General features: G+C 64.4%; 20 protein-coding genes and 1 tRNA gene. 7 read left to right on the forward strand and 14 right to left on the reverse strand.

All coding sequences use genetic code 11. The features are described from left to right. The first annotated feature begins 36 nt into the window (after positions 1 to 36). Entirely contained in the window at positions 37 to 1683 is a 1647-nt protein-coding gene (locus BLU04_RS13345; protein ID WP_093287020.1) for an NAD+ synthase, read from the forward strand. Between the two features lie 29 nt (positions 1684 to 1712). Here the strand turns inward: BLU04_RS13345 and BLU04_RS13350 are convergent, their stop codons facing one another. The 4 genes from BLU04_RS13350 to BLU04_RS13365 all read right to left on the reverse strand — a co-directional run bounded on the left by BLU04_RS13350 (position 1713) and on the right by BLU04_RS13365 (position 6568). Continuing rightward, a complete protein-coding gene (locus BLU04_RS13350) occupies positions 1713 to 3383 on the reverse strand; it encodes a methyl-accepting chemotaxis protein (protein ID WP_197672965.1) in 1671 nt (556 codons plus the stop codon). Positions 3384 to 3540: 157 nt separating this feature from the next. Then, positions 3541 to 5205 carry a methyl-accepting chemotaxis protein gene (locus BLU04_RS13355; protein WP_093287023.1) on the reverse strand — a complete coding sequence of 555 codons (1665 nt, stop codon included), beginning with the start codon at positions 5203 to 5205 and terminating at the stop codon, positions 3541 to 3543. Positions 5206 to 5396: 191 nt separating this feature from the next. Continuing rightward, entirely contained in the window at positions 5397 to 5846 is a 450-nt protein-coding gene (locus BLU04_RS13360) for a thioesterase family protein (protein WP_093287025.1), read from the reverse strand. A gap of 2 nt (positions 5847 to 5848) precedes the next feature. Next, a complete protein-coding gene (locus BLU04_RS13365) occupies positions 5849 to 6568 on the reverse strand; it encodes a UDP-galactose-lipid carrier transferase (protein ID WP_093287027.1) in 720 nt (239 codons plus the stop codon). 213 nt (positions 6569 to 6781) lie between these two features. Between BLU04_RS13365 and gnd the strand changes: the two genes are divergently transcribed. The 5 genes from gnd (at position 6782) to BLU04_RS13390 (ending at position 12029) form a co-directional block, all read left to right on the forward strand. Beyond that, complete coding sequence (gene gnd, locus BLU04_RS13370) at positions 6782 to 8239, forward strand: decarboxylating NADP(+)-dependent phosphogluconate dehydrogenase (protein WP_093287030.1); 1458 nt, start codon at positions 6782 to 6784, stop codon at positions 8237 to 8239. Positions 8240 to 8284: 45 nt separating this feature from the next. Continuing rightward, complete coding sequence (gene zwf, locus BLU04_RS13375) at positions 8285 to 9823, forward strand: glucose-6-phosphate dehydrogenase (RefSeq protein WP_093287032.1); 1539 nt, start codon at positions 8285 to 8287, stop codon at positions 9821 to 9823. Positions 9824 to 9885: 62 nt separating this feature from the next. Next, on the forward strand, positions 9886 to 10557 hold the full coding sequence (locus tag BLU04_RS13380) for a tetratricopeptide repeat protein (protein WP_162274688.1): 672 nt from the start codon (positions 9886 to 9888) through the stop codon (positions 10555 to 10557). A gap of 68 nt (positions 10558 to 10625) precedes the next feature. Next, positions 10626 to 10700: transfer RNA gene (locus BLU04_RS13385), tRNA-Cys, on the forward strand. A gap of 48 nt (positions 10701 to 10748) precedes the next feature. Continuing rightward, complete coding sequence (locus BLU04_RS13390; protein WP_093287038.1) at positions 10749 to 12029, forward strand: HAMP domain-containing sensor histidine kinase; 1281 nt, start codon at positions 10749 to 10751, stop codon at positions 12027 to 12029. A 20-nt stretch (positions 12030 to 12049) separates the two neighbouring features. Here the strand turns inward: BLU04_RS13390 and BLU04_RS13395 are convergent, their stop codons facing one another. The 7 genes from BLU04_RS13395 to coxB all read right to left on the reverse strand — a co-directional run bounded on the left by BLU04_RS13395 (position 12050) and on the right by coxB (position 19398). Further along, entirely contained in the window at positions 12050 to 12643 is a 594-nt protein-coding gene (locus tag BLU04_RS13395) for a hypothetical protein (protein ID WP_093287041.1), read from the reverse strand. Positions 12644 to 12759: 116 nt separating this feature from the next. Then, positions 12760 to 14217 (reverse strand): cytochrome b N-terminal domain-containing protein, encoded by a 1458-nt coding sequence (locus BLU04_RS13400; RefSeq protein ID WP_093287044.1) that lies wholly within the window; start codon positions 14215 to 14217, stop codon positions 12760 to 12762. Positions 14218 to 14233: 16 nt separating this feature from the next. Next, entirely contained in the window at positions 14234 to 14893 is a 660-nt protein-coding gene (locus tag BLU04_RS17030) for a Rieske 2Fe-2S domain-containing protein (protein WP_231964869.1), read from the reverse strand. Continuing rightward, positions 14886 to 15167, reverse strand: a complete 282-nt coding sequence (locus tag BLU04_RS13410) for a hypothetical protein (protein WP_093287046.1) — start codon at positions 15165 to 15167, stop codon at positions 14886 to 14888. The genes BLU04_RS17030 and BLU04_RS13410 overlap by 8 nt, the downstream gene beginning before the upstream one ends. Before the next feature lie 12 nt (positions 15168 to 15179). After that, positions 15180 to 16025, reverse strand: coding sequence for a cytochrome c oxidase assembly protein (locus tag BLU04_RS13415; protein ID WP_093287049.1), 846 nt, complete (start codon positions 16023 to 16025; stop codon positions 15180 to 15182). A gap of 40 nt (positions 16026 to 16065) precedes the next feature. Then, a complete protein-coding gene (gene ctaD / locus BLU04_RS13420; RefSeq protein WP_093287051.1) occupies positions 16066 to 18336 on the reverse strand; it encodes a cytochrome c oxidase subunit I in 2271 nt (756 codons plus the stop codon). A 6-nt stretch (positions 18337 to 18342) separates the two neighbouring features. Next, a complete protein-coding gene (gene coxB / locus BLU04_RS13425; protein ID WP_093287054.1) occupies positions 18343 to 19398 on the reverse strand; it encodes a cytochrome c oxidase subunit II in 1056 nt (351 codons plus the stop codon). A gap of 267 nt (positions 19399 to 19665) precedes the next feature. On the opposite strand from coxB, the gene BLU04_RS13430 reads away from it, so the two are divergent. Continuing rightward, on the forward strand, positions 19666 to 20886 hold the full coding sequence (locus BLU04_RS13430) for a metallophosphoesterase (protein ID WP_093287056.1): 1221 nt from the start codon (positions 19666 to 19668) through the stop codon (positions 20884 to 20886). On the opposite strand, the gene BLU04_RS13435 is transcribed toward BLU04_RS13430, so the two are convergent. From BLU04_RS13435 to BLU04_RS13445, 3 genes are read right to left on the reverse strand one after another with little or no spacing between them, the layout of a single operon-like run. Next, positions 20883 to 21245: a DUF6504 family protein gene (locus BLU04_RS13435; RefSeq protein WP_093287059.1), complete on the reverse strand. Its 363-nt coding sequence runs from the start codon at positions 21243 to 21245 to the stop codon at positions 20883 to 20885. The two genes, BLU04_RS13430 and BLU04_RS13435, sit on opposite strands and share 4 nt — an antisense overlap. Positions 21246 to 21283: 38 nt before the next feature. After that, on the reverse strand, positions 21284 to 21871 hold the full coding sequence (locus BLU04_RS13440) for a hypothetical protein (protein WP_093287061.1): 588 nt from the start codon (positions 21869 to 21871) through the stop codon (positions 21284 to 21286). Positions 21872 to 21902: 31 nt separating this feature from the next. Beyond that, positions 21903 to 22706: a fumarylacetoacetate hydrolase family protein gene (locus tag BLU04_RS13445; protein ID WP_093287064.1), complete on the reverse strand. Its 804-nt coding sequence runs from the start codon at positions 22704 to 22706 to the stop codon at positions 21903 to 21905. Positions 22707 to 22709: the final 3 nt, after the last annotated feature.

Below are 22709 nucleotides of genomic sequence, written 5' to 3' on the forward strand. Positions count from 1 at the left end.
CGCCCGCCAACGGCGGTAAAACACGAAAGCATCCGCATGAAAATCGGCCTCCTTCAGCTCAACTCCACTATCGGAGATTTTTCCGGAAATGTTAGCAAGCTTCTCGAAGGCTACGAAAAACTCGTCAAGGAAGGGGCCGACATCGTCGTCACGCCGGAGCTCTATCTCTGCGGCTACGCCTCGCGCGACCTCTTCCTCCGTCCCGACTTCATCGAGGCGACCCAGCTCGCCCTGAGGCAGGTTGTCAAGGAAACCGCCCACGGAGAGGCCTCCCTCTGCGTCGGCTTCGCCGAGCGGAACCCGGTCCGCCCCGGGCGGCCCCTCTGGAACTCGGTCGCCTGGATCCACCGGGGCCAGATCGTCCAGACGATCCACAAGACCCTCCTCCCGACCTACGATGTCTTCGACGAGGACCGCTACTTCGAGCCGGCCAAGTCGGCCGCCCTCGTCCGCTGGCAGGACCGCCTCATCGGCGTCACCATCTGCGAGGACATCTGGAACGACAACGATTTCTGGCCCGAGGCCGATCGCCGCTACCATTACGATCCCGTCCGCAACCTCGCCGTCGCGGGAGCCCAGCTCATCCTCAATCTCTCGGCTTCCCCGTGGTACGCCGGGAAGCAGACGACGCGGAACGCCATGCTCTCCCGCATCGCCCAGGACGAAGGGGTCCCCATCGTCCAGGTGAACCTCGTCGGCGGGAACGACGAGCTCGTCTTCGACGGCCAGAGCACCGTCTTCGACGCCACCGGCCATCTCCTCCACGCCGCCCCCTCCTTCGCGGAGGCCACCTCGACTGTCGATCTCAGCTCCCCCGCGCCGGTCGAGACGGTTACCCTCTCCCCGGAGGAGAAGCTCTACCGCGCCATCGCCCTCGGCCTCCGGGATTACGTCGAGAAATGCGGCTTCAAGTCGGTCGCCCTCGGTCTCTCCGGCGGGATCGACTCGGCCGTCGTCGCCGCCCTCGCGGTCGAGGCCCTCGGCAAGGAGAACGTCCACGGCTATTCCCTCCCCTCCCGCCATTCGAGCCCCGGCAGCCTCGACGACGCCCGGAAGCTGGCGGAGAACCTCGGCATCCCCCTCCACGTCGTCCCGATCGCCGACTCGGTCGAGACGTTGGAGAAGACCCTCGGCCCCCTCTTCCAGGGGAAAGAGGCCGACGCCACCGAGGAGAACATCCAGGCCCGCCTGCGCGGTGTCCTCCTGATGGCGCTCTCGAACAAATTCGGCCACCTGATCCTGACGACGGGAAACAAATCGGAGATCTCCGTCGGCTATTGCACCCTTTACGGCGACATGTGCGGCGCCCTCGCCCCGATCGGCGACCTGTGGAAGACCGAGGTTTATGCCCTCGCCCGCTGGATCAACCGGGAGAAGGAATTCATCCCCGCCGCCTCGATCACGAAGCCCCCCAGCGCCGAACTCCGCCCGAACCAGACCGACCAGGACAGCCTTCCCGATTACGCCGTCCTCGACGCGATCCTCCAGGCCAGCCTCGTCGACCACAAGAGCCGCCTGGAGCTGATCGACATGGGCCATGCGCCCGAACTCGTCGACGACATCCTGCGCAAGATCCGGGTCAGCGAATACAAGCGGCAGCAGGCCGCGCCGGTCCTCAAGGTCTCGCCCCGTGCGTTCGGCACGGGACGGCGCATCCCCATCGCCCATCGGTTCAAGGGATAGGCCCGGCTTCACGGGCCCCCGGCGCATCCCTACTCCCCGGTAAACCCGGAGGAAGACCGCAACGCCTTGCTCTCCGTCCGCGCTCCCGGCATCGGGATGCCGGAGGAAACCCGGGCCTGGGTCGCCACCACGTGCCGCTTCTGGACGGGGGCCGAGGCATGATGGGAGACTTCCGCACCCTCTCCGTTCACTAGCGCCAACAAAGCGCCGACCGCCCCCTGGAGCTCGACCGCCTGCTGCTGGAGCTCCTGCGCGGCGGCGGAGGTCTGCTCGGCGCCCGAGGCGTTGGCCTGGGTCACCTTGTCCATCTGCTCGATCGCCGTCGTGATCTGGCTGAGGCCGAGGCTCTGCTCTTTCGAGGCCGTGGCGATGCCCGAGACGAGGTCATCGACCTCCCGGACACCGGAGACGATCGCCCCGAGGCTCTCGCTGACCCCTTCGGACTTCCGCGCGATTTCCTCGATGCGGGCCGCCACCTGCCGGTTCACGTCGACGCCACGGACGCTCTGCGCCACCGAGGCGTCGATCATCCGGGCGGTCTCCTTCGCCGCGTCGGCGCTGCGCTGGGCGAGGGAGCGGACTTCCTCGGCCACCACGGCGAACCCGGCCCCGGCCTCGCCCGCCCGAGCCGCCTCGACGGCAGCGTTCAGGGCGAGGATGTTCGTCTGGAACGCGATCTCGTCGATCGTCTTCAGGATCTTCGAGACATCGTCGCTCGATTTCTTGATGTCGTTGATCGCCGATCCCATCGCGACGCTCGCCTGCTGGATCGCCGTGGTCGCGTCCCTCATCTCGTCCGTCCGGGCGACCCCCTCCTCCGCGGCGCTCCGCGTCCGGGTCGAGATCGTCCGCGCGTGCTCGGCGCTCTCGGCGTTCTTCCGCGTCATGCTGGAGATCTCCTCGATGCTAGCGCTCGTCTCCTCGATGCTCGCCGCCTGCTCGCTCGCTCCCTCGGCGAGGCTTTGGCTGCTCCCGGCGACCTGGCCGGAGGCGCTCGCCACCTGATCGGAACTCCCCCGCAGCGTCACGCTGATCCGGTTCAGCGATTCATTGATGCCCCGGACGATGAAGGAGCCCATGGCAATCGCCACGACGACGACGAGGGCCAGCGCCACCCAGATCGCCAGCATGCCGTCGCGCGCCTTCTTGTTGCTCGTCGCCGAAGTTTCTCGCAGGTGGACCCGGTTAAAATCGATCTCGGCCCTGAGGGCTTTGACGAAATTGGTCCCCGCAGGAATCATGTTTTGCTTCCACTCGTCCATCGCCTCCTTCGGCTGGCCCTTGTCGACGAAAGCCGAGACTCCGTCGATCGCCTTGAAATAGACCGCCTTCGTCGCCAGGACATCGTCGTAAAGCTTCCCCTCCCCGATGTCCTCATCGACCTGTTTCTTGTAATCCGCGATCATCCTGTTCAGATCGGCCTGGCCCGAAGCGGTCTGGGCGAGGCCCGTCTTGATCTCTTCCGAAGCTCCCGTTACCGCGCTCAGAAGGAGGCGAACATTGCCCCGGCGCAGGTCGTTGACAGCCGTCTGGATGTCGACCAGGGCCTCGACCGAGGGAGTCCAATCCTCGGCAATTCGTTCCACATCATCATGAACCCCCGAGATGCGGTTGATCCCGAAGACGCCGATCAGCAGGGCGAGCGCGAGCAAGAGTGAGAAGCCAAACAGAACCCGCTTCCGAATCGTCCAATTTTCCATGGTACCTTTCTTTCGACACAATGAGGCATTCTCTTAGGTCCTTTTTGGACTTCTTCGGGAAAGCCCGTTCATTTCACTCCCCCCCTTGAAAAAGAATGGGGGAGATCGCCCTGCCCGGCAATCTCCCCCTTGCTAAAAGTCAGCCGTTTACCCCGCCTCACTCCCCCTGAAAGGGAATCGACGCTTTGACTGCCGTCAAGCGGGGGGATTGCCGGACCCCGTGGCTATTTTTCGGCAGCGATGCCGCCGGACGGGAGGGGAGTGGGATGGCCTGGCGAACAGGCACCGCCCCCGTCCCGGCACCGCCATTGATCAGGCCCATGAGGGACCCGACTGCCCCTTCCATTTCCCCGGCCTGGTTGTTCATTTCCTGGGCGGCAGCCGAGGTCTCTTCGGCGGCGGCGGCCGTCGACTGGGTGACCTTGTCCATCTGCTCGATGGCGATCGTGATCTGGGTCAGCCCCGTCGATTGCTCCTTCGAGGCCATCGCGATGCTGGAAACCAACTCATCGACCTCGCGCACCCGGCCGACGATCTCCTCGAGGCTCTGGGCAACTCCCTCCGATTTCCGCGAAATTTCATCGATGCGCATCGACACCTGAGTATTCACCTCGACGCCGCGCAGGCTCTGGGCCGCGGAGGCCTCGATCATCCGCGCCGTTTCCTTCGCCGCATTGGCGCTCCGCTGGGCGAGGGAACGAACCTCCTCCGCCACCACGGCGAATCCGGCGCCGGCTTCGCCCGCCCGGGCCGCCTCGACGGCGGCATTCAGGGCAAGGATATTCGTCTGAAACGCGATCTCGTCGATCGTCTTGATGATCTTCGAGACATCGTCGCTCGATTTCTTGATATCCTGGATCGCGGAACCCATCTCGCGGCTCGCCGTGAGGATCGCCTGGGTCGCGGTCTTCATTTCGTGGGTGCGGGCGACGCCCTGCTCCGCGGCGTTCCGGGTCTCGGCCGAGATCGTCCGGGCATGATCGGCGCTCTCGGCGTTCTTCCGCGTCATGCTGGAGATTTCCTCGATGCTGGCGCTCGTCTCCTCGATGCTCGCCGCCTGCTGGCTGGCCCCCTCGGCGAGGCTCTGGCTGCTGCTGGAAACCTGCCCGGAGGAGCTCGCCACCTGGCTGGAGCTTCCTTTCAGGATCTCCCCGATCCGGTTCAGAGAGAGATTGACGCCGCTCACGATGGCAATGCCGATCAGGAGGGCGAGGCCGACCGAGACTCCCAGGCCGATACCGATGCCCATGACGGCCATCGAGGCGACCTTATTGCTCAGGTTGGCCTGATTGGTCAGGTGAGACTGGTTGAATTCCACCTCAGCATCGATCGCCTTCACCAGAGCGTTCCCCGCCGGAGAGGCTTTCTTGGCGCGCAGTTCCTCGGCGGCGCTGAGCTGCCCCGACCTCAGGAGGGCGCTCACTTCGTTGATGGCGTCGAAGTAGGGCTTGCTGGTCGCAGCCATCTCCTCATAGAGCTTCATTTCCCCGGTATCCCCTTCGACCAAGGTCTTGTAATCGGCGATCATTTTCGCCAAGTCGGCTTCCTCCTGGACAACCTTCTTTGACACCTCCTGACCCGCGTCGATCGAAACCGTCGCCGCCGTCAGAAGCATCAGCAGATTCTCCCGCCGCAAGGTACCCACCTGGCTTTCGATCTTGGTCAGGGCGTTGACCGAGGGCGTCCAGTTCGTGGCGATATCATCAATGTCGCTCTTCAGCCCGGAAATCCGGTTGATCGCAAAAAGTCCGATCACGATCGAAAGGCCGATCACCAACGCAAAGCCGAAAATCACCCGCTTACGAATCGTCCAGTTTTTCATAATCCTTATTTGTTCTCTTGAGAGTTAACTCCGTGCTTCCTTGCAAAATGCCTGCTTGATTTTGATCAATCGCTTCCTTTGGAATATAAGGAAAACACATCCCGTTTATCAATAAGTAATGCCACCTGAGGTCCTTCCCCTAGACGCGTAGGCGCACACACCGCACCCATCGAAGAAAGGTTTACGAATCGCTATCGGGAAATGAGGTCGGGAAACGTCTCGACCCACCGCTTCAACACCGGCTGGGGACGGCCCGAGGCGATGTTGACCGTCACCATGGTCTGGCGGCAGCGGGTGAGGAGGACGCCGTCGGAGGCGCGGAAAATCTCGAACTCGAGGTGGAACCGGATTTTCTCAAACGAGACGAGGCGGCCCTCGATCCGGAGATCGTCGCCGAGGCGGGCGGGCTTCAGGTAATCGATCTCGGTCCGGGCGACGACGGGGACGATCCCGGTATCGGCCATCTCCTTCATGGTCCAGCCGAGGTTGGCGGCCAGGTCGGTGCGGACGACCTCGATCATCCGGAGATAGGCGACGTTGTGGACGACGCCGCCCGCGTCGGTATCGAAGTAATAGACCCGGATCGTCCCCGTGTAACGGGGGGAAGGCGGCTGAGGAGAAGGAGAGGCCCCGTCGCTCATTCTCAGACCTCGAGCTCTTTTTCGAGGGCGGAGGTGACGGCCTTCAGCACCTTCACGCGGGCATACCACTTGTGGTCGGCCTCGATCAGGTGCCACGGGGCGTGCTTGTGATGGGTCTTCTCGAACATGTCGTCGGCGCTGGTGATGTATTGGTCCCACTTGCGCCGGTTCCGCCAATCCTCGTCGTTGATCTTCCAGTACTTGGTCGGGTCGTTCTCCCGCTTCTTGAAGCGGCGGAGCTGCTCGTCCTTGCTGATCATCAGGTAGAACTTCAGGAGGATCACCCCGTCGTCGACGAGGGTCTTCTCGAACTCGTTGATCTCGCGGTAGGCCCGCTTCCACTCCGGCTCGGTGGCGAAGGACTCGATCCGTTCCACGAGGACGCGCCCGTACCAGGAGCGGTCGAAGACGGTGAATTCCCCGTAGGAGGGGAGCTTCGCCCAGAAGCGCCACATGTAATGGCGGCGATACTCCTCGGTCGTCGGCTTCACGATGGAATAGACGCGGACGGTGCGGGGATCGAGGTGCTCCGTGACGCGCTTGATCGCGCCCCCCTTCCCGGCCGCATCGGGCCCCTCGAAGACGCAGACGAGGGAGCGTTTCGAGTGGTTGAGCTTCGCCTGCTGGCGGACGATCTTCAGCTGCAGCTGCTTCAACGTCTCCTGATAGTCGTTTTTATCCGAAATCGTCTTGGTGAGGTCGAGCTGGCTGATCTTCAGCATAGTGGCTCAAGCCGATAGCAGTTGGTAACTGGGCCTACAAGCATTGAATTTGCGGCGTCTTTGCGCGGCGTTGCCATTCATCTCCCCGGCCGATCCGGGGCATGAGCCAAATTCACCGCCGGGATAAAATTGAGGTTGGCTTTTTAGGGAATCGGTAGGCAAAACGGAAGACCCCTTTCCGAACGAAAACCAATCACAACCACCAAGAATATCATGAGCACCCCTCAAGCTGACATCGGCCTCATCGGCCTGGCCGTCATGGGCCAGAACCTCGTCCTCAACATGAACGACCACGGCTACACCGTCGCCGTCTTCAACCGGACGGTGAAAAAGGTCGACGACTTCCTCGCCAACGAGGCGAAGGGGACGAAAGTCATCGGCGCCCACTCCATCGAGGAACTCTGCAAGCTCCTGAAGCGCCCCCGCCGCGTCATGCTCATGGTGAAGGCCGGAGCGGCGGTCGACGAGTTCATCGGCCACATCCTCCCCTTCCTTGAAAAGGGCGACATCATCATCGACGGCGGCAACTCCTACTACCCCGACTCGATCCGCCGCACGAAGGACCTCGCCGCGAAGGGCATCCTCTTCGTCGGCAGCGGCGTCTCCGGCGGCGAGGAAGGCGCGCGCACCGGCCCCTCCATCATGCCCGGCGGCGCGAAGGAAGCCTGGCCCGCCGTGAAGGAAATCTTCCAGTCGATCAGCGCGAAGGTCGACGGCGGCGCCCCCTGCTGCGACTGGGTCGGCGAGGACGGCGCGGGCCACTACGTGAAGATGGTCCACAACGGCATCGAGTACGGCGACATGCAGCTCATCTGCGAGGCCTACCAGCTCCTCCGCGACGGTCTCGGCATCGAGGCCGACGAGTTCCATTCCATCTTCACCGAGTGGAACAAGACCGAGCTCGACTCCTACCTCATCGAGATCACCAGCGACATCTTCAAGTTCAAGGACACCGACGGGGCCCCCCTCGTCGACAAGATCCTCGACACCGCGGGCCAGAAGGGCACCGGCAAGTGGACCGTCGTCTCCGCCCTCGACACCGGCACCCCCGTCACGCTGATCGCCGAGGCCGTCTTCTCCCGCGCCCTCTCCTCCATGAAGGACGCCCGCGTCGAGGCCTCCAAGATCCTCAAGGGGCCCGACGCCAAGTTCAGCGGCGACAAGAAGAAGTTCATCGACGACGTCCGCCTCGCCCTCTACGCCTCGAAGATCATCTCCTACGCCCAGGGCTACCTCCTCCTCCGCGCCGCGGCGAAGGAAAACAACTGGGAGCTGAACTACGGCGGCATCGCCCTCATGTGGCGCGGCGGCTGCATCATCCGCAGCCGCTTCCTCGGCAAGATCAAGGAAGCCTTCGACAAGAACCCCGCCCTCGTCAACCTCCTCCTCGACGGCTTCTTCGCCGGCGAGATCGAGAAGTCGCAGGGCGCGTGGCGCCGCGTCGTCGCCCAGGCCGTCACCCTCGGCATCCCGGTCCCGACGTTCTCCACCTCGCTCTCCTTCTACGACGGCATCCGCACCGCGAAGCTCCCGGCGAACCTCCTCCAGGCCCAGCGCGACTACTTCGGCGCGCACACCTACGAGCGGCTCGACAAGCCCCGCGGCGAGTTCTTCCACACGAACTGGACCGGCAAGGGCGGTTCGGTCTCCTCGACGACCTACAACGCGTAAGCCAACGCCCCAGCCCACCAGCCAGGCAACACACGGGAGCCCCCCATGTCCACCAGCACCAACTGCCCCGACTTCGTCTCGACCGCCACGAAGGTGCCGCCCTCCGTGGCGGTCATCTTCGGCGCGACGGGCGACCTCACCCACCGGAAGATCGTCCCGGCTTTCTACCACCTCCAGAAGAACGGCCATCTTCCCGAAGGCTTCGCCATCATCGGCTTCGCCCGTCGCCCGAAGACCGACGCCGAATTCCGCAAGGACCTGAAGGAAGCCCTCGACAAGTTCTCCCATACGAAGCCCGTCGACGAGAAGGTCTGGAAGGAACTCGAGCAGCACATCTACTACCAGCAGGGCGACCTGCCGAACGTCGAGGATTACAAGAAGCTCGGCGAGCGGATCAAGAGCCTCCCCGAGGCGAAGATCTTCGGCGAGAACGCCCTCTACTACCTCGCCACCGCGCCCGAGTTCTTCGGCCCCGTGGCGATGAACCTCGCCGCCGCCGGCCTCGCCCAGAAGAAGGGCGCGAACCACCTCCGCCGCCTCATCGTCGAGAAGCCCTTCGGCATCGACCTCGCCAGCGCGCAGAAGCTCAACGAGGAAATCCAGCACGCCTTCCCTGAGAGCTCGATCTACCGCATCGACCACTACCTCGGCAAGGAGACCGTCCAGAACCTCCTCTACTTCCGCTTCGGCAACTCGATCTACGAGCCCCTCTGGGACCACAAGTACATCGACCACGTCCAGATCACCGTCGCCGAGACCGTCAGCGTCGAGGGACGCGGCGGCTACTACGACGAGGCCGGCGCCGTCCGGGACATGCTGCAGAACCACATGATGCAGCTCTTCTCCCTCATCGCCATGGAGCCCCCGGCCGTCCTCGACGCCGAGTCGATCCGCGACGAGAAGGTAAAGGTCCTCCGCGCCGTGGCCACGCCGAAGCCCGACTACATCCTCGCCAACTCGGTCCGCGCCCAATACGGCGCGGGCATCCTCAACGGGAAGCAGATCCCCGCCTACCGCCAGGAAGACCGGGTGAAGCCGAACTCCCTGACCGAGACCTACGTCGCCCTCAAGCTCGAGATCGACAACTGGCGTTGGTCGGGCGTCCCGTTCTACCTCCGCACGGGCAAGGCCCTGGCGAAGCAGTTCACCGAGATCAACATCGTCTTCCGCCGTCCCCCGGGCGCGCTCTTCGCGGGCGCGGCGAACCGGATCTACCGGAACCGCCTCCGCATCCGCATCCAGCCGAACGAGGGCATCCACCTCCACTTCAACACGAAGACGCCGAGCCAGCCGACCCTCCAGACCGTCGGCATGGACTTCAGCTACCGGCAGGATACCGCCCACTACTTCCCCGAGGCCTACGAGCGGCTCATCTGCGACGCCCTCCTCGGCGAATCGACGCTCTTCACCCGGAGCGACGAAGTCGAGCAGTCGTGGCGGATCATCGACGCCTTCAAGGACGCGTGGAAGAACCAGGAAACCGACTACATTCCCCTCTACGCGCCCGGCTCCATGGGCCCCGTCGAAGGGGACGAGATGCTCCGGCGCGACGGCCGGAGCTGGGCTTCTCTGACCAACGACTAAGCGCCCTCCTCCCCTTCATGCCCCACCCGCTGCCACGCCTTCTCCGGATCGGAGCCCTAGGCGTGGCCGTTGGGATCGGGGGGATGGGGAGCTTCCCGGCGGCGGCGGCCACCGCCGATAAGGCGACCGACAAGGCCCCTGCCAAGGAAAAGGAGGCCGAGGTCAAGCTCGACCCCTGGCAGGAGGCCTTCGTCACGTTCAAGACCGGCGATGCCGAGAAGGCCGCCGCCCTCTGCGAGGCCGCCTTGAAGGGCGAGCCCAACAACGTCCGGTTCCTGATGCTCTACGCCCGTTCCCTCGCGGCCCAGGGCAAGAACGAACCGGCCGAGGCGACCTTCAGGAAGGCGATCGCCCTCGACCCGAACTCCTCCGCCTACCGCCGCCAGTTCGGCGACTTCTACTACCGCCTCCGCCGCTTCGACGCGGCGAAGCCCTGCTACCAGGAAGCCCTCCAGCGGGGCGGCGAGACCGCCGAGCTCTCCCTCCAGCTCCTTTACTGCGCCGTCGGCCTCGGCGACGCGGGCGAGGCGGAACGGCTCGCCTCCGGCACCGTCTTCAACGCCTTCGACGAGGCGACCCCCGCCTATTACTTCGCCAAAGCCGCCGTCGCCCAGATGAAGAAGCGGCCCGACGAGGTGAAGCCCCTCATGCAGCAAGCCGAGACCCTCTACGGCCACGATCTCTTCCTCCAATACGGAAGGGATTATTTCTTCTTGTTTGCCAGCAAGCCGTGAATGAGGCATAGTCCGCCTCCACCCTCGACGGGATCGCCCCGAGAGCGGCTGTGATGCCCAGAGCACACGGCGGGATAGCCAAGTGGTAAGGCCGGGCTCTGCAAAAGCCCCATGCGCCGGTTCGATTCCGGCTCCCGCCTCCAATTTACCCGCTCCTCCCGGGAGGAGCGCCCAGCCGCCCCCCCTCACCCATGTCCTTCCGCTTCGCCCGATTCTGCATCTCGGCGATCTCCTTCGGGGTCACCCCCCATACCTCGTTCGAGGAACGGAAGAAGATGCAGATCCTGAACGTCGTCCTCATCGCGATGATCGTCGGCGGTGGGATCCGCACCGTCAGCAATCTCTACGCCCATCTCTGGCAGCCCCTCCCCTTCAACCTCTTTTTCATGCTCGGGGGCTGCCTCTCCATGGGCTTCATCCTGAAGAAACGGTTTAGGACGGCCGCCGCCGTCGGACTCCTCACCGCCGCCCTTTCCTTTGCGGCGACGGGGTGGCTCTTCCACAACGGCCGCGAGGAATCGCTCCTGTTGCTGATTGCCATCGGCTCGATCCTCTTCGGATCGACGGCCCTTCGTTACCTCTTCTTTGCGATCCTGGGAGGCCTCTTCATCGCCGTCAAAATCTCCTATCGCGACCTGGGGGACGAGTCCCACTTCCTCTTCGTCGTCAACATGGTCGTCTTCCTCTTCGCCTACTGCTGGCTCCTGAACATCTTCCACGAGATCTACAACACCTACCGCGAGGAGATCGACCGCAAGAACGCCTCGCTCCAAGAGGCCAACCAGGCGAAGAACAAGATCTTCTCCCTGATCTCCCACGACTTCCTCGGTCCCATCGGGCGGCTGAAATCGTCGCTCGATTTCCTCGACCAGGACCTCATCAGCCCGGCCGATTTCAAGGCCTACCGGCAGACCCTGCAACAGGAGGTCGGCCACGTCATCCACTCGATGCGGAACACCCTGAATTGGTCGACCGAGCAGCTCCAGCGGATCGAGGCGATCCCCGAAACCATCTCCCTCCGGGCGGTGGCCGACGAGGCGCTCCAGCTTCTTTCCGGCATCGGCAAGGACAAGGGCGTCTGCTTCGAAAACCGGATTCCCGAGGACGCGCAGGCCTGGGCCGACCGGACCCAGGTCGTAGCCATCTTCCGCAACCTCCTCTCGAATGCCGTGAAATTCACCCCTTCGGGAGGCCTCGTCGAGATTGACGGGAAAAAGAGGACCCCGACGTCGGGAGAATGGGAAATCAGCGTCCGCGACACCGGGGTCGGCATGAAGCCGGAACAGCTCGAAAAGCTCTTTGCGCCGGGCAACTACCGCTCCACGCCGGGAACGAACCGGGAATCGGGAATCGGCCTTGGCCTGCGGATTTGCCATGAGTTCGTCGGCAAAAACGGCGGGACGATCACGACCGAAAGCGCCCCCGGCTCGGGCACCTCGATCCGCTTCACCCTTCCTGCGGCCAGCGCCTGATCGGCGCTCAGGCCTCGCCCTTACTGGACGAACCGGATCGAATCGACCGAACCGTTTCCGTCGAACTCCTTTTTATAGACGAGGTGGGCGGAGGCATTCCCGCCCTGCACTCCGGGGACGGCGACCGTCGGCGGGGAGCTGTAGCCGGAACCCCCGTTGGTGATGACGAACCGGGTGACGCTTCCGCTTTCGACGAGGGCGTAGGCCTCGGCGGGCTTCGTCGGCCACATCTCTCCCTTGCTCTTGTTGTAACGATAGTAGTTCGAGACCGTATCGAGCCGTTCGTTGGTGATCCCCAGGGGGGCGAGGACGTCGAGGAGGGCCTTCTTGTTTTGGCGGGCCTCATCGGGAGTCGGCCCTCCCGCGTTCGGCCCGGCGGGATGGACATGGCTGAAGGCCTCGCGGAAGGTCTCGGGAGGGACGCCGAGCGCCCCCGCGATGAGGATCACGGGACGCCCCCGATCGCGGGGGTCGGTGTCATGGCCGCCGCTAAAAATCACCGGCACCCGCGTGAAGGCGTCGGCGGGGGTCACCGAGTCGGCCTGGGTTCCCGGCAGGAAGGTCCAGAGCGCAGCGATTCCGAACAGCAGAGATCGACGGCAGGAGGTTTTCATCGGTCCCCTCATCGTCCTCCCCTCTTCAACCGATGTCGATGCCACTTTCACTGCCGACGAAAAACGCCCACCTCCTTGGCAGGAGAGCGGGCGTTTGCCTTTCCAGAAGGAAGGGACTAGTCGATCCCCTTCTGGCCGGTATGGAGTTCCTCGGGATGCTGGCTGTGCTTGCGCTTGCGGTCTTCGAGGAAGGCGACGAGGTCGCGGAGGTCGTTCGCTTCCATGTTACCGGCGTAGCCGGGCATGTTCACGCCGCCCATGTTGATGCGGATGACGAGGTTGTCCTTCTTCAGGCGATCGCCGACGAAGGTGAGGTCGGGGCCTTTCTTGCCGCCGTCATGGCCCATCTGGTGGCAGTTATAGCAGCCCTTGTCCTGGAAGAGCTGGGCGCCGTGCCAGATCGGGCCTTCGGTCGCGCCGATGAACTCGGCGGTGATCGGCTTCGGATGGACCTTGGGGGTCCAGTCCATCTTCTCGCCGGCCACCCAGAAGCCGCCGACGAAGAGGTAGGCGGTGATGAGCGCCACGACCGACCAGGGCCGCTTGCTCGGCGAGCGGTGACCGGAATTGCTGAGGAACGGAACCGCGAAGAGCAGGATGCCGAGGAAGGCGGGAGCGCCGAGGATGATGTAATCCTCCATGTCCGACTGGGCCAGGGAGAGTACCGCGAGGTACCACTTCAGGTAGAAGTCGGGCGTCGGAGAGGTCTCGATGATGCTAGGATCGGGGGGAAGCTCGACCGGGGGCGGCTCGAACCAGATCGCGGCCGCGAGGACGGCGAGGACGACGAAGAGGCTGAAGAACGAGTCGCGCCAGGCCATGAGCCAGAACGGGATTCCGGTCTTCTCCAGGCGGGCGTGGTATTCCTCGCGGTAGGTCTCGACGATGACGGGATGCTCCTCGTTCGGCATTTCGGCGATGCCGTGGCGCATGACGAGGACCATGTGGAGGCCGATACCGGCGATGGCGAGGGCGGGGAGCACGAAGACGTGCATGGTGAAGAACCTCCCCAATGTCGCCCCGTTCACGTTGTCCCCTGCCAGGATGAAGTGGGCCAGCCAATGGCCGATGACGGGCACGCGGGCGGCCTGCTCGGCGGCGACGACGATCGACCAGACGGCGTTGCTGTCCCACCGCAGAGTCTGGCCGGTGAAGCCGAGGCCGAGGGTGAAGGCGAGGAGGAAGATGCCGGTGACCCAGTTCATTTCCCGCGGGAACTTGTAGGAACCGTGGAAGAAGACCTGCCCCATGTGGATGCCGATGAGGAGGATCATCGCCGAGGCGCCGAAGTAGTGCATGCCGCGGATGAGATGACCCCAGGGGGCCACGTCGGCGATGTACTTCAGGCTGTCGTAGGCCTGCCCGCCGGAGGGGATATAGGAGAACATCAGGGCGACCCCGGTGGCGACCTGGATCATGAACGCCATCAGCGTGGCGCTGCCGTAGACGTACCACCACTTCGCGTCCTTGGGCGCGAGGTGGGTGAGTACGGGGCCGAACATGGCCCAGATGCCTGTCCGATCCTCCATCCACTCGAGGGAATCGATAACGAGCTTTTGCGTCTTTTTGAGCATAACTAAGTGGGGAAAATCAGGCCAGGAAGATGGGCTGGGTCATGAGCTGGACCTCGCCGCCTTCGGTGCGGACTTCATAGCGGTTGAGGGACTTCGGGGGCGGTCCGGCGACGACGTTGCCGTCCTTGTTGTAGACCCCGCCGTGGCAGGGGCACATGAAGAGCTTGGCCTTCGGGAGCCAGCGGACGGGGCAGCCGAGGTGGGAGCAGTTCACCGAGAAGGCGATGAAGTCGGTCTCGCTCTCGCGGCGGACCCAGGCGGCGACCTTCGAGGTGACGCCGGCCCAGGAGAAGTCGTCCGGGTTGGCGAGCTCGACGAGGACGGTCTCGCCGACGACGAACTTGTCGATCGGGCCGACGGAGACGAATCGGTGCTTGTTCCCCTCGATGCTCGGAAGGACCATGTAGCCCGCGATCGGGACCGTGAGGACGGCACCGGCAATGGCGCCGGGGATCGCCGTCTTGAGGAACTCGCGACGCTCGAAGTCGTTCTTGAAGATGGGACCGTCGAAGAGGGGCTTGGAAGCGCCATGGCCGTGGCCGCCATGATCGTGGTCATGACCTCCGCAGCAGCCTTCGCCTTCGACGTGGGTGTGAGGCTGCGCGCCGGGGGCGACGGCGTCATGGGAGTGGTCGTGGCCGCCGCAGCAGCCGCCGGAAGTGGAATCGTTACTCATGGGAAGAGGAGGACGTGGACGTTTTGGACGCTTGGGCCGTCTTTTTCCAGTCGGCGCGGAGTTCGCCGAGCCAGACCCGCAGGGCCAGGATGATGAGGCCGAGGCCGACGGCGGAAAGGATCCACGAAGTCAGGGGACCCCAGGCGGTGAAGACGATGCCGGCGGAGAAGAAGACCGGGGCGAAGGTCGGCGGGGGGATGATTTCGGGCAGGGGCTTGCTCCAGCCCGTCTTGTCGACCGGGGCGGAGGGTTGCTGAGGCGTTTCGTAAGACATGATCGGATCTCCTTAGGCGTGGGAAGACTTGGAAACGGCGGTGGCGGCACCCTCGTTGGCGAGGGTGGAGTCGGGCCGGGCGTACCAGCGGTAGAAAAGGACGAAGACGCCGCTCATGTAGATGAGGCAGGAAGGGACCCACATGAGGAGGCCGCCGATCTGCTGGTCGTGCTGGGGGGTGAGGCCGAGGTCACCCTGGATCCAGCTGCGGAGGCCGAGGGGATCCATGCCGTGCGCGAAGGAGGGGCAGACGCTGACCGGGGAGAACGTGAGGTAGATCCCGATCAGGGTGCAGGCGACGCAGGAGGAGAAGAGGTAGCCGACGCCCTGGAGGGGGTGGAGCCGCTGTTCCGAGACGGGGGCGATCACCGGCCACCAGAAGGCCGCACCCATGAGGAGGAGGCTGGCGGTCTGGATCTGGGAAACCGCACCGATCTCCTGAGAGGCGGAGCAGAGGGAGGGCAAATGCCAGAAGCCCATCGCGCCGATGCCCATGGCCCAGCCGAGGAGGGGCTTCCCGAAGAGGGCCGAGGCCTTCGAGAGGAAGGGGCTCTTCTTCAGCGCCGACGTCACGACCTCGGGATCGAGGCTCATGAGGAGGAGGGCCGGGGCGACGAGGAGGAGCAGGATGTGGTGCACCATGTGGACGCTGAACAGGTAGCCGTTGGAGAGGCGGGCCAGCGGCGAGACGGTGGCCAGGAGGAAGGCCGTGACCGAGGCGGCGAAGAGGAGCGGACGGCTCCCCGACATCCGGCCCCGATGGGAGCGGAGGTAGAGGAAGGCGGCCACGCCCGCGACGATCCACGCCGGGGAGGTCCAATTCCAGAGACCGAGAACGAGGGAAACTTGGGAACTCATAGTGTTTAGCGGAGTGTTTGCAAACGTCTTAAGTGGAGCCTTAGAACAAGCGGGTGATCCAGCCGATCGGGTGGTAGATCATCAGGAAGAGGACGACCCAGACGACGTCGACGAAGTGCCAGTACCAGCCGAGCGCCTCGAAGGATTCCATCCGGTTCTCGGTCTTCAGGTTTTCCTTCATCAGGCCGAGGCCCCAGAAGACCGCGAGGGCGATGATGCCGACGAAGACGTGGATGCCGTGGAACCCGGTGAGGGTGAAGAAGGTGCTGCCGAAGACGTTGCGGCCGAGGTTGATCCCCTCGCCGAAGAGCTCCGCGTATTCGTAGGCCTGGCCGCCGACGAAGGTGAGGCCGAGGACGATCGTCGCCCCGAGCCAGCCGAGGAACTTCCGGTCGTTGCCCGCGCGGAGGAAGTGCTCCGCCTTGTGCATCGTCCAGCTGCTCGCGAAGAGGGCGATGGAGAAGAACCAGGTCCGGGGGATGTTCAACACGGTGTCCGCGTTGATGTCGGGCGGCGGGTTGTGGTTGAAGAGGATGTAGGCGCTGATGAGCATCGAGAAGAAGACGCCTTCGGAGCTGATGAAGAAGATCATCAGGACCTTGTTCAGGTGCATCTTGATCGGGGCCTCGTCCTTCGTCGGTTCCCGCTTGATGTCCATGTCGTCCGGGTGGGCCAGATCCCAGAGGGGACGGGGTCCGTGGATGGGGGGGACGAGGTCGAAGTTGTCGTGGGGAGGCGGCGAGGTGGTGGCCCATTCCAGGGTCCAGCCGTTCCAGGGGTTGTTCCCGGCGATCTGGCCGCGCAGGTTGCTCTTGATGATGTTGTAGATGAACGGGAGCGTGCCGAGAGCGAAGATCAGAGCGCCGACGGAGGAGATGCAGTTCAGGATGCTCCAGCCGGGGAGGTCGGGGTAGGTGTAGATGCGGCGCGGCATCCCCATGAGGCCGAGGAAGTGCTGGACGAAGAACGTCATGTTGAAGCCGATCATCGTGCACCAGAAGTGGATGCGGCCGAGGCGCTCGTCGAGCATCCGGCCGGTGATCTTCGGGAACCAGTAGTAACCGCCGGCGAAGAGGCCGAAGACGGTGCCGCCGATGAGGACGTAGTGGAAGTGGGCGATGATGAAGTAGCTGTCGCTCACGGCCCAGTCGAACGGGGCGACGGCGAGCATGACGCCGCTGACGCCGCCGCAGACGAAGACGATCAGGAAGCCGATGCAGAAGAGCATGGCGGTGGTGAACTTGATGCGGCCGCGCCACATCGTCGAGGTCCAGTTGAAGATCTTCACCCCGGTCGGGATGGCGATCAGCATGGTGCCGACGGCGAAGAAGGCGTCGGCGTAGATGCCGAGGCCGGCGACGAACATGTGGTGGGCCCAGACGCCGAAGCCGAGGAGGGCGATGGCGACCGCCGAGACGGTGATGAAGCCGTAGCCGGTGATCGGGCGGCGGGAGAAGACGGGGATGATCTCGGAGACCATGCCGAAGGCGGGCAGGATGAGGATGTAGACCTCGGGGTGGCCGAAGACCCAGAAGACGTGCTCCCAGAAGAGAGGGTCGCCGCCGCCCGCGCTCTTGAAGAAGTGGGCGTCGAGCATCCGGTCCGCCGTGAGCATGACGAGGCCCGCGTTGAGGGCGGGGAGGGCCAGCACCGTGAGGATCGCGGTAATGAACGACATCCAGACGAAGAGGGGGACGCGCTGGAGGCTCATGCCCGGAGCGCGGAACTTCAGGACCGTGACGATGATGTTGAAGGAGGAGCCGACGGAGCCGATACCGAGGGCGAGGAGGCCGAGGCTGTAGTAGTCCGGCCCGAGGGTGGAGGTGAAGGTCCGCTCGCTCAACGGGGCGTAGCTGAACCAGCCGACCTCGGGGGCGGCCCCGGTGAGGAAGCTGAAGTTCAGCATGATGCCGCCGAGGGGGAACATCCAGAACGCGAGGGCGTTCAACCGCGGGAAAGCGACGTCCCGCGCGCCGACCATGAGGGGGACGAAGTAGTTCTGGAACCCGGCCAGCACGGGCATGCCGACGAGGAAGACCATGCTGGTGCCGTGCATGGTGAAGAGCTGGTTGAAGGTCAGCGGGGAGATGAAGTGGGCATTGGCCCAGCAGAGCTGGAGGCGCATGAGGAGCGCCTCGCTCCCGGCGACGACCAGGAAGAAGAGGGCGCCGACCATGTACATGACGCCGATCTGCTTGTGATCGACGCTGGCCATCCACTCGAAGCGGAGGCTGCGGAAGCCGCCGTGCCCGTGGGCATCGTGGCCGTGGGCGTCGGAGGAGTGGGAATCGGAAAGGGTGGAGGAGCTCATGCTAACTTATTTGAGGGTCTCGAGATAATTGGTCAGATCGTGGGCCTGCTCTTCGCTGAACTGGAAGTTGGGCATGTTGCAGCCGGGCTTGATGGCTTGGGGATTCTTCATCCAGAGGTAGAGCGCCTCCGGGGTGTTGTGGGTGATGACCCCGGCGCCGAGGGTCTCCCGGGAGGCGACGTGGGTCAGGTCGGGCGCGTAGCGGGCTGTGCTGACGCCGTCGATCCGGTGGCAGGTGCCGCAGGTCTGGTCCTGATAGATCTTGTAGCCGCGGGCGATGCTCTTCTCGAGGTCGCCTAGGGCGGAGACAGGAGCGACGGCAGCGGCGGCGGTCCCGGCCTTCGTGGCGAAAGCGGCGGGGGCGGCAATGGCGGGAGTCTCGCCAGAGGGCACCTTCGGCGTCGCCTTCTGCTGGGCGACCCAGGCGGCGTAATCCGCCGGGCTGTCGACGACGAGGAGAAGGCGCATCCAGGCGTGCTGGTTGCCGCAGAACTGGGCGCAGGCCCCGAGGTAGCGGCCGGGGACGTTGTGCTGGAAGACGATGGTGTTGTGGTGGCCGGGGATCATCTGCTGCTTCCGGCCGACGTCGGGAACCCAGAAGGTGTGGATGACGTCGTAGGAGTCGAGCTGGACGGTGAAGGGCTTCCCGGCCTCGATGTGGATTTCGTTGGCCGTGATGATCCCGAGGTCGGGATAGCGGACGTCCCACCACCACTGGGCGCCGGAGACGATGATGTCGGGCTTGGCTCCGGGGAGCGGCTCGCCGTTGTTCTTGCCGAAGAGGCTGGCGACGGTGATCCAGCCGAGGTAGACGCAGATCAGGAGGGGGATGATCGTCCAGACGATTTCGATCCGGTGATCGAGAGGCTTCTGGGACGGTTCACCGGCTTCGCCGCGGTCCCGGAAGTGAACGATCGAGTAGATGACCCAGGCGGTGACGATGAGGAAGATGGCGACGCAGACCGCCGTGACGATGAGGGTGATCCGGGTCATCTCCGCGGCCTGCGGGGACTGGCTCGATAAAGTCGGGATCCACTTGGACAAAAAGGATTCTGAGAGCATGATCTAGGGGGTGACAATAACGGTAAAACTCGACAATGCTTGGGGCAAAATAGCAATGAATAACCGGGGGCGAAACCGCGGCAATTTGCCGCATATCGACCACAAGTTGCCGCAGGTTGCCGTAGGTATTTTTTAATTTCAAATAGAAAGAGTCGGTGCGCATTCTTTTTTAAGCTGGAAGAACAAAAAACATCCGGTTAACCCACTTTCCCTTTCCCCTCCCCCTTCGCATCCTCCTTTGCCCTTGCTTCCGTCCCGCTTCTTTCAATGAAACTCCATTTCGCCACGGTCGTCTTCCTCATCGCGCTCACCCTCAACGGAATCTGCTGGGGATTGCTCTACGGCTTCGTCCGCCGCCTCTCGCCGCCCTGGCGTCGGGGCCTCCGCATCGCCCTCGCCTGCTTCATCGGCTTCGAGCTGCTCGGGTTCTGCTGGATCACGATCCCGCGCATGATGTTCCATGAAGCCCCGCCGCTGCCAGGCCGTTTCCTGCCGAGCCTCATCCTGCTCTGGAACCTGCTGACGCTTCCCCTGGTCACCGCGTTCCTCCTGGTGGCGGCGGCGATCCGCCACCTCGTCCGCTGGAGCGGCAAGCTCTATCGCCGCTATCGGACCGCGCCCGTGCCTTCCCCCTCCCCCGACACGACGACAAGCGCGACCGAAGAAGAAGTGGCCAACCCGAACCGCCGCCAATTCCTCTTCCGCACCGGTGCCGCCTTGCTTCCCGCCGTCTCGACCCTCGGGATGACGGTGGCAGCGTACCTCCAACTCCCCTTCTTCCGGACGCGCAAGACCGAGGTGCTGATTCCCGATCTCCCGCCGGAGCTCGACGGCCTCCGCATCGCCCATGTCAGCGACTTCCACGCGGGACGCTTCATCGATACCGATTACCTCCGGCGGATCACCGACACGGTGAACGCCCTCGACGTCGACCTCATCGCGTTCACGGGAGACCTGATCGACTACAACCTCACCGATCTTCCCGCCGCCCTCGATTGCCTGCGCGGGATGCGATCCCGCTACGGCCTCTGGCTCTGCGAGGGGAACCACGACCTCTATGAGGACGCCGACGCCTTCCGCGCCGCGGCCCGGGCCTCGGGGCTGAACTTCCTCTTCAACGATTCCCGGGTGATCACCGTCCGCGAGGTCCCGGTCCAGATCATCGGCCTCAGCTGGGAGACGAGCGTCGGTCCCGACCGGATCGACTGGCGGGCCGATACCTTCCCGATCCTGCTGGGGCATCATCCGCATTGCTTCGACGGCGCCGTCGCGGCCGGCATTCCCCTCACCCTCTCCGGCCACACGCACGGCGGGCAGATCATGCTGACGAAGTCGATCGGCTGCGGCCCCGTCTTCTTCCGGTACTGGTCGGGGCTCTATGAAAAGGAAGAGTGCCGCCTCGTCGTCTCGAACGGCGCGGGGAATTGGTTCCCCCTGCGGATCAATGCCCCGGCGGAGATCGGGTTGGTGACGTTGAAGCGGGTTTAGCCCGAAGGCCACCCCTTGCGCGTTCCCTCGTCTTCTGGCTGTTCCTCGATGCTGAAGACCCGCCAGCGGGTCCGGGCCGAGGTGACTTGGCCCCGCCCGAAGGTCCGCTTGAAATCGACGAGGAGGACCCAGCCCTCGACGGTCCGGATCCGGTAGCGGTGCTTCCGCACGTAGCGTTCGCCGCTGCCGTGGCTGCAATCGCCGAATTCCCGGCGGGAGTCGAGGACCTCGGCCACGGTCCATTCCCGATCCCGCCAACGGAAACGGCGCGGCACCCCCGGCTCGCCCCGGGACATCAGGGCGGTATCGAAGCTTCCCTCCAGCGGAAGGAGCGGCTCGCTGACGAAGGCGCGGGGCATGGCTGGGCCGGGCAGGGACGTTGGAGGGAGGAACCAGGCTAGGCCTGGCTCGAATACAAGGAGCCGATGGCCGTTGCCGCCTGCTGATTGTAGTAAAGGCTTGCGATGTTCCCGGTGAGGGAGCCGGTGGAGGAATCGGAGGCGGAGGAGCCGTTGTTCAGCAAGCTGACGGCCGAACTGATCAACGAGGCCTTGCTCGCGGCCAGCCCTTCCTTGCCCGCCGCGATGGTGGCATCGACGCCCGAGGCATCGGAGGAGCCGCCGGTCCCGGCGATTCCGGCGCGGGTCAGGGCGGTGAGGAGGGAAAGCTGGGCGATGTTCGAGATGCCGCCGCCGGTGCCGGAATCTTCGCCGCTCGTCGAGCTGATGAGGGAGCTGAGGGCGCTCTGCTGGGAGGCGAGGCCGGTCTGGGCGGCCGCTGAGGTGGTGGAGCTCCCCGAGGTGCCGAGGGAGATAATCGAATTGGCGCTCTGGCTCGCCGTCAGGTTCTGCGTGGCGAGGGCGTACTGGCTGTTGAGGAGGGTCTGGGCCGCGCTGGAGGCCTTTTGCTGGGCCTCGGAGAGGCCGGAGTAGGCGTCGGCCGACAGGTAGCCCGAGGGGATCACGGAGCTGACGCCTGTAGCCATAAACAAAGGCTACTCCCCTTTCCCCGACAAATCAAACCTGTTCTTCGACAACGGGATTCGTCAATTTCCCGATCTTCTCGATCTCGATCGTCACGGTTTCCCCGGGCTGGAGCCAGCGGGCGGGGGTCCGGGCCATGCCGACGCCCTGGGGGGTGCCGGTGAGGATGACGGTGCCGGGCAGGAGGGTGGTGCTGCCGCTGAGGAACTCGATGATCGTCGGGACGTCGAAGATCATGTCGCCCGTGTTCCAGTCCTGGAGGACTTCGCCCGAGACGGTGGTGCTGAGGCGGAGGGAGTTGGGGTTCGGGATCTCGTCCTTCGTGACGAGGACGGGGCCGAGAGGGCAGAAGGTGTCGAAGCTCTTCCCCCGGCACCATTGGCTGCCTCCCTTTTCCTTCTGCCAGTCGCGGGAACTGACGTCGTTCGCCGCAGTGTAGCCGAGGACGTAGTCGAGGGCGTTCTCCTTCGAGACGTTCTTGCAGCGGCGGCCGATGACGACGGCGAGCTCGCACTCGTAATCGACGGCGTCGCTCCGCAGCTTGCGGGGGAGGACGATCGGCCTGCCCGGGTGTTGGAGGGCGCCGGGGTTCTTGATGAAGAGGACCGGATAGGTCGGGATCTTCGCGCCGGTCTCCTCGGCGTGGCGGCGGTAGTTGAGGCCGATGCAGAGAAGCGCGGCGGGCTCGACGGGGGCGAGGAGCTGGGCGACCTCAACCTTTTCCGAAGTCACCTTGAAGTCGCCGTAGAGATCCCCCTCGATCCGGTAGGCCCCGTCGGGCTTCTGCTCGGCATGGCCGAGGGTTCCCTTCGCGTCGCGGTAGCGGATGATCTTCATGAT

The organism is Verrucomicrobium sp. GAS474, assembly GCF_900105685.1.
Taxonomy (GTDB): domain Bacteria; phylum Verrucomicrobiota; class Verrucomicrobiia; order Methylacidiphilales; family GAS474; genus GAS474.

Bases quoted from the DNA above. Each gene is read 5' to 3' on its own strand.
- BLU04_RS13395 (WP_093287041.1), bottom strand. From the start codon at position 12,643: ATGAAAACCTCCTGCCGTCGATCTCTGCTGTTCGGAATCGCTGCGCTC.
- BLU04_RS17030 (WP_231964869.1), bottom strand. From the start codon at position 14,893: ATGAGTAACGATTCCACTTCCGGCGGCTGCTGCGGCGGCCACGACCAC.
- BLU04_RS13440 (WP_093287061.1), bottom strand. From the start codon at position 21,871: ATGGCTACAGGCGTCAGCTCCGTGATCCCCTCGGGCTACCTGTCGGCC.
- BLU04_RS13435 (WP_093287059.1), bottom strand. From the start codon at position 21,245: ATGCCCCGCGCCTTCGTCAGCGAGCCGCTCCTTCCGCTGGAGGGAAGC.
- BLU04_RS13400 (WP_093287044.1), bottom strand. From the start codon at position 14,217: ATGCTCAAAAAGACGCAAAAGCTCGTTATCGATTCCCTCGAGTGGATG.
- coxB (WP_093287054.1), bottom strand. From the start codon at position 19,398: ATGCTCTCAGAATCCTTTTTGTCCAAGTGGATCCCGACTTTATCGAGC.
- BLU04_RS13390 (WP_093287038.1), top strand. From the start codon at position 10,749: ATGTCCTTCCGCTTCGCCCGATTCTGCATCTCGGCGATCTCCTTCGGG.
- BLU04_RS13345 (WP_093287020.1), top strand. From the start codon at position 37: ATGAAAATCGGCCTCCTTCAGCTCAACTCCACTATCGGAGATTTTTCC.
- BLU04_RS13365 (WP_093287027.1), bottom strand. From the start codon at position 6,568: ATGCTGAAGATCAGCCAGCTCGACCTCACCAAGACGATTTCGGATAAA.
- gnd (WP_093287030.1), top strand. From the start codon at position 6,782: ATGAGCACCCCTCAAGCTGACATCGGCCTCATCGGCCTGGCCGTCATG.
- BLU04_RS13430 (WP_093287056.1), top strand. From the start codon at position 19,666: ATGAAACTCCATTTCGCCACGGTCGTCTTCCTCATCGCGCTCACCCTC.
- BLU04_RS13415 (WP_093287049.1), bottom strand. From the start codon at position 16,025: ATGAGTTCCCAAGTTTCCCTCGTTCTCGGTCTCTGGAATTGGACCTCC.
- ctaD (WP_093287051.1), bottom strand. From the start codon at position 18,336: ATGAGCTCCTCCACCCTTTCCGATTCCCACTCCTCCGACGCCCACGGC.
- BLU04_RS13350 (WP_197672965.1), bottom strand. From the start codon at position 3,383: ATGGAAAATTGGACGATTCGGAAGCGGGTTCTGTTTGGCTTCTCACTC.
- zwf (WP_093287032.1), top strand. From the start codon at position 8,285: ATGTCCACCAGCACCAACTGCCCCGACTTCGTCTCGACCGCCACGAAG.
- BLU04_RS13355 (WP_093287023.1), bottom strand. From the start codon at position 5,205: ATGAAAAACTGGACGATTCGTAAGCGGGTGATTTTCGGCTTTGCGTTG.
- BLU04_RS13410 (WP_093287046.1), bottom strand. From the start codon at position 15,167: ATGTCTTACGAAACGCCTCAGCAACCCTCCGCCCCGGTCGACAAGACG.
- BLU04_RS13445 (WP_093287064.1), bottom strand. From the start codon at position 22,706: ATGAAGATCATCCGCTACCGCGACGCGAAGGGAACCCTCGGCCATGCC.
- BLU04_RS13360 (WP_093287025.1), bottom strand. From the start codon at position 5,846: ATGAGCGACGGGGCCTCTCCTTCTCCTCAGCCGCCTTCCCCCCGTTAC.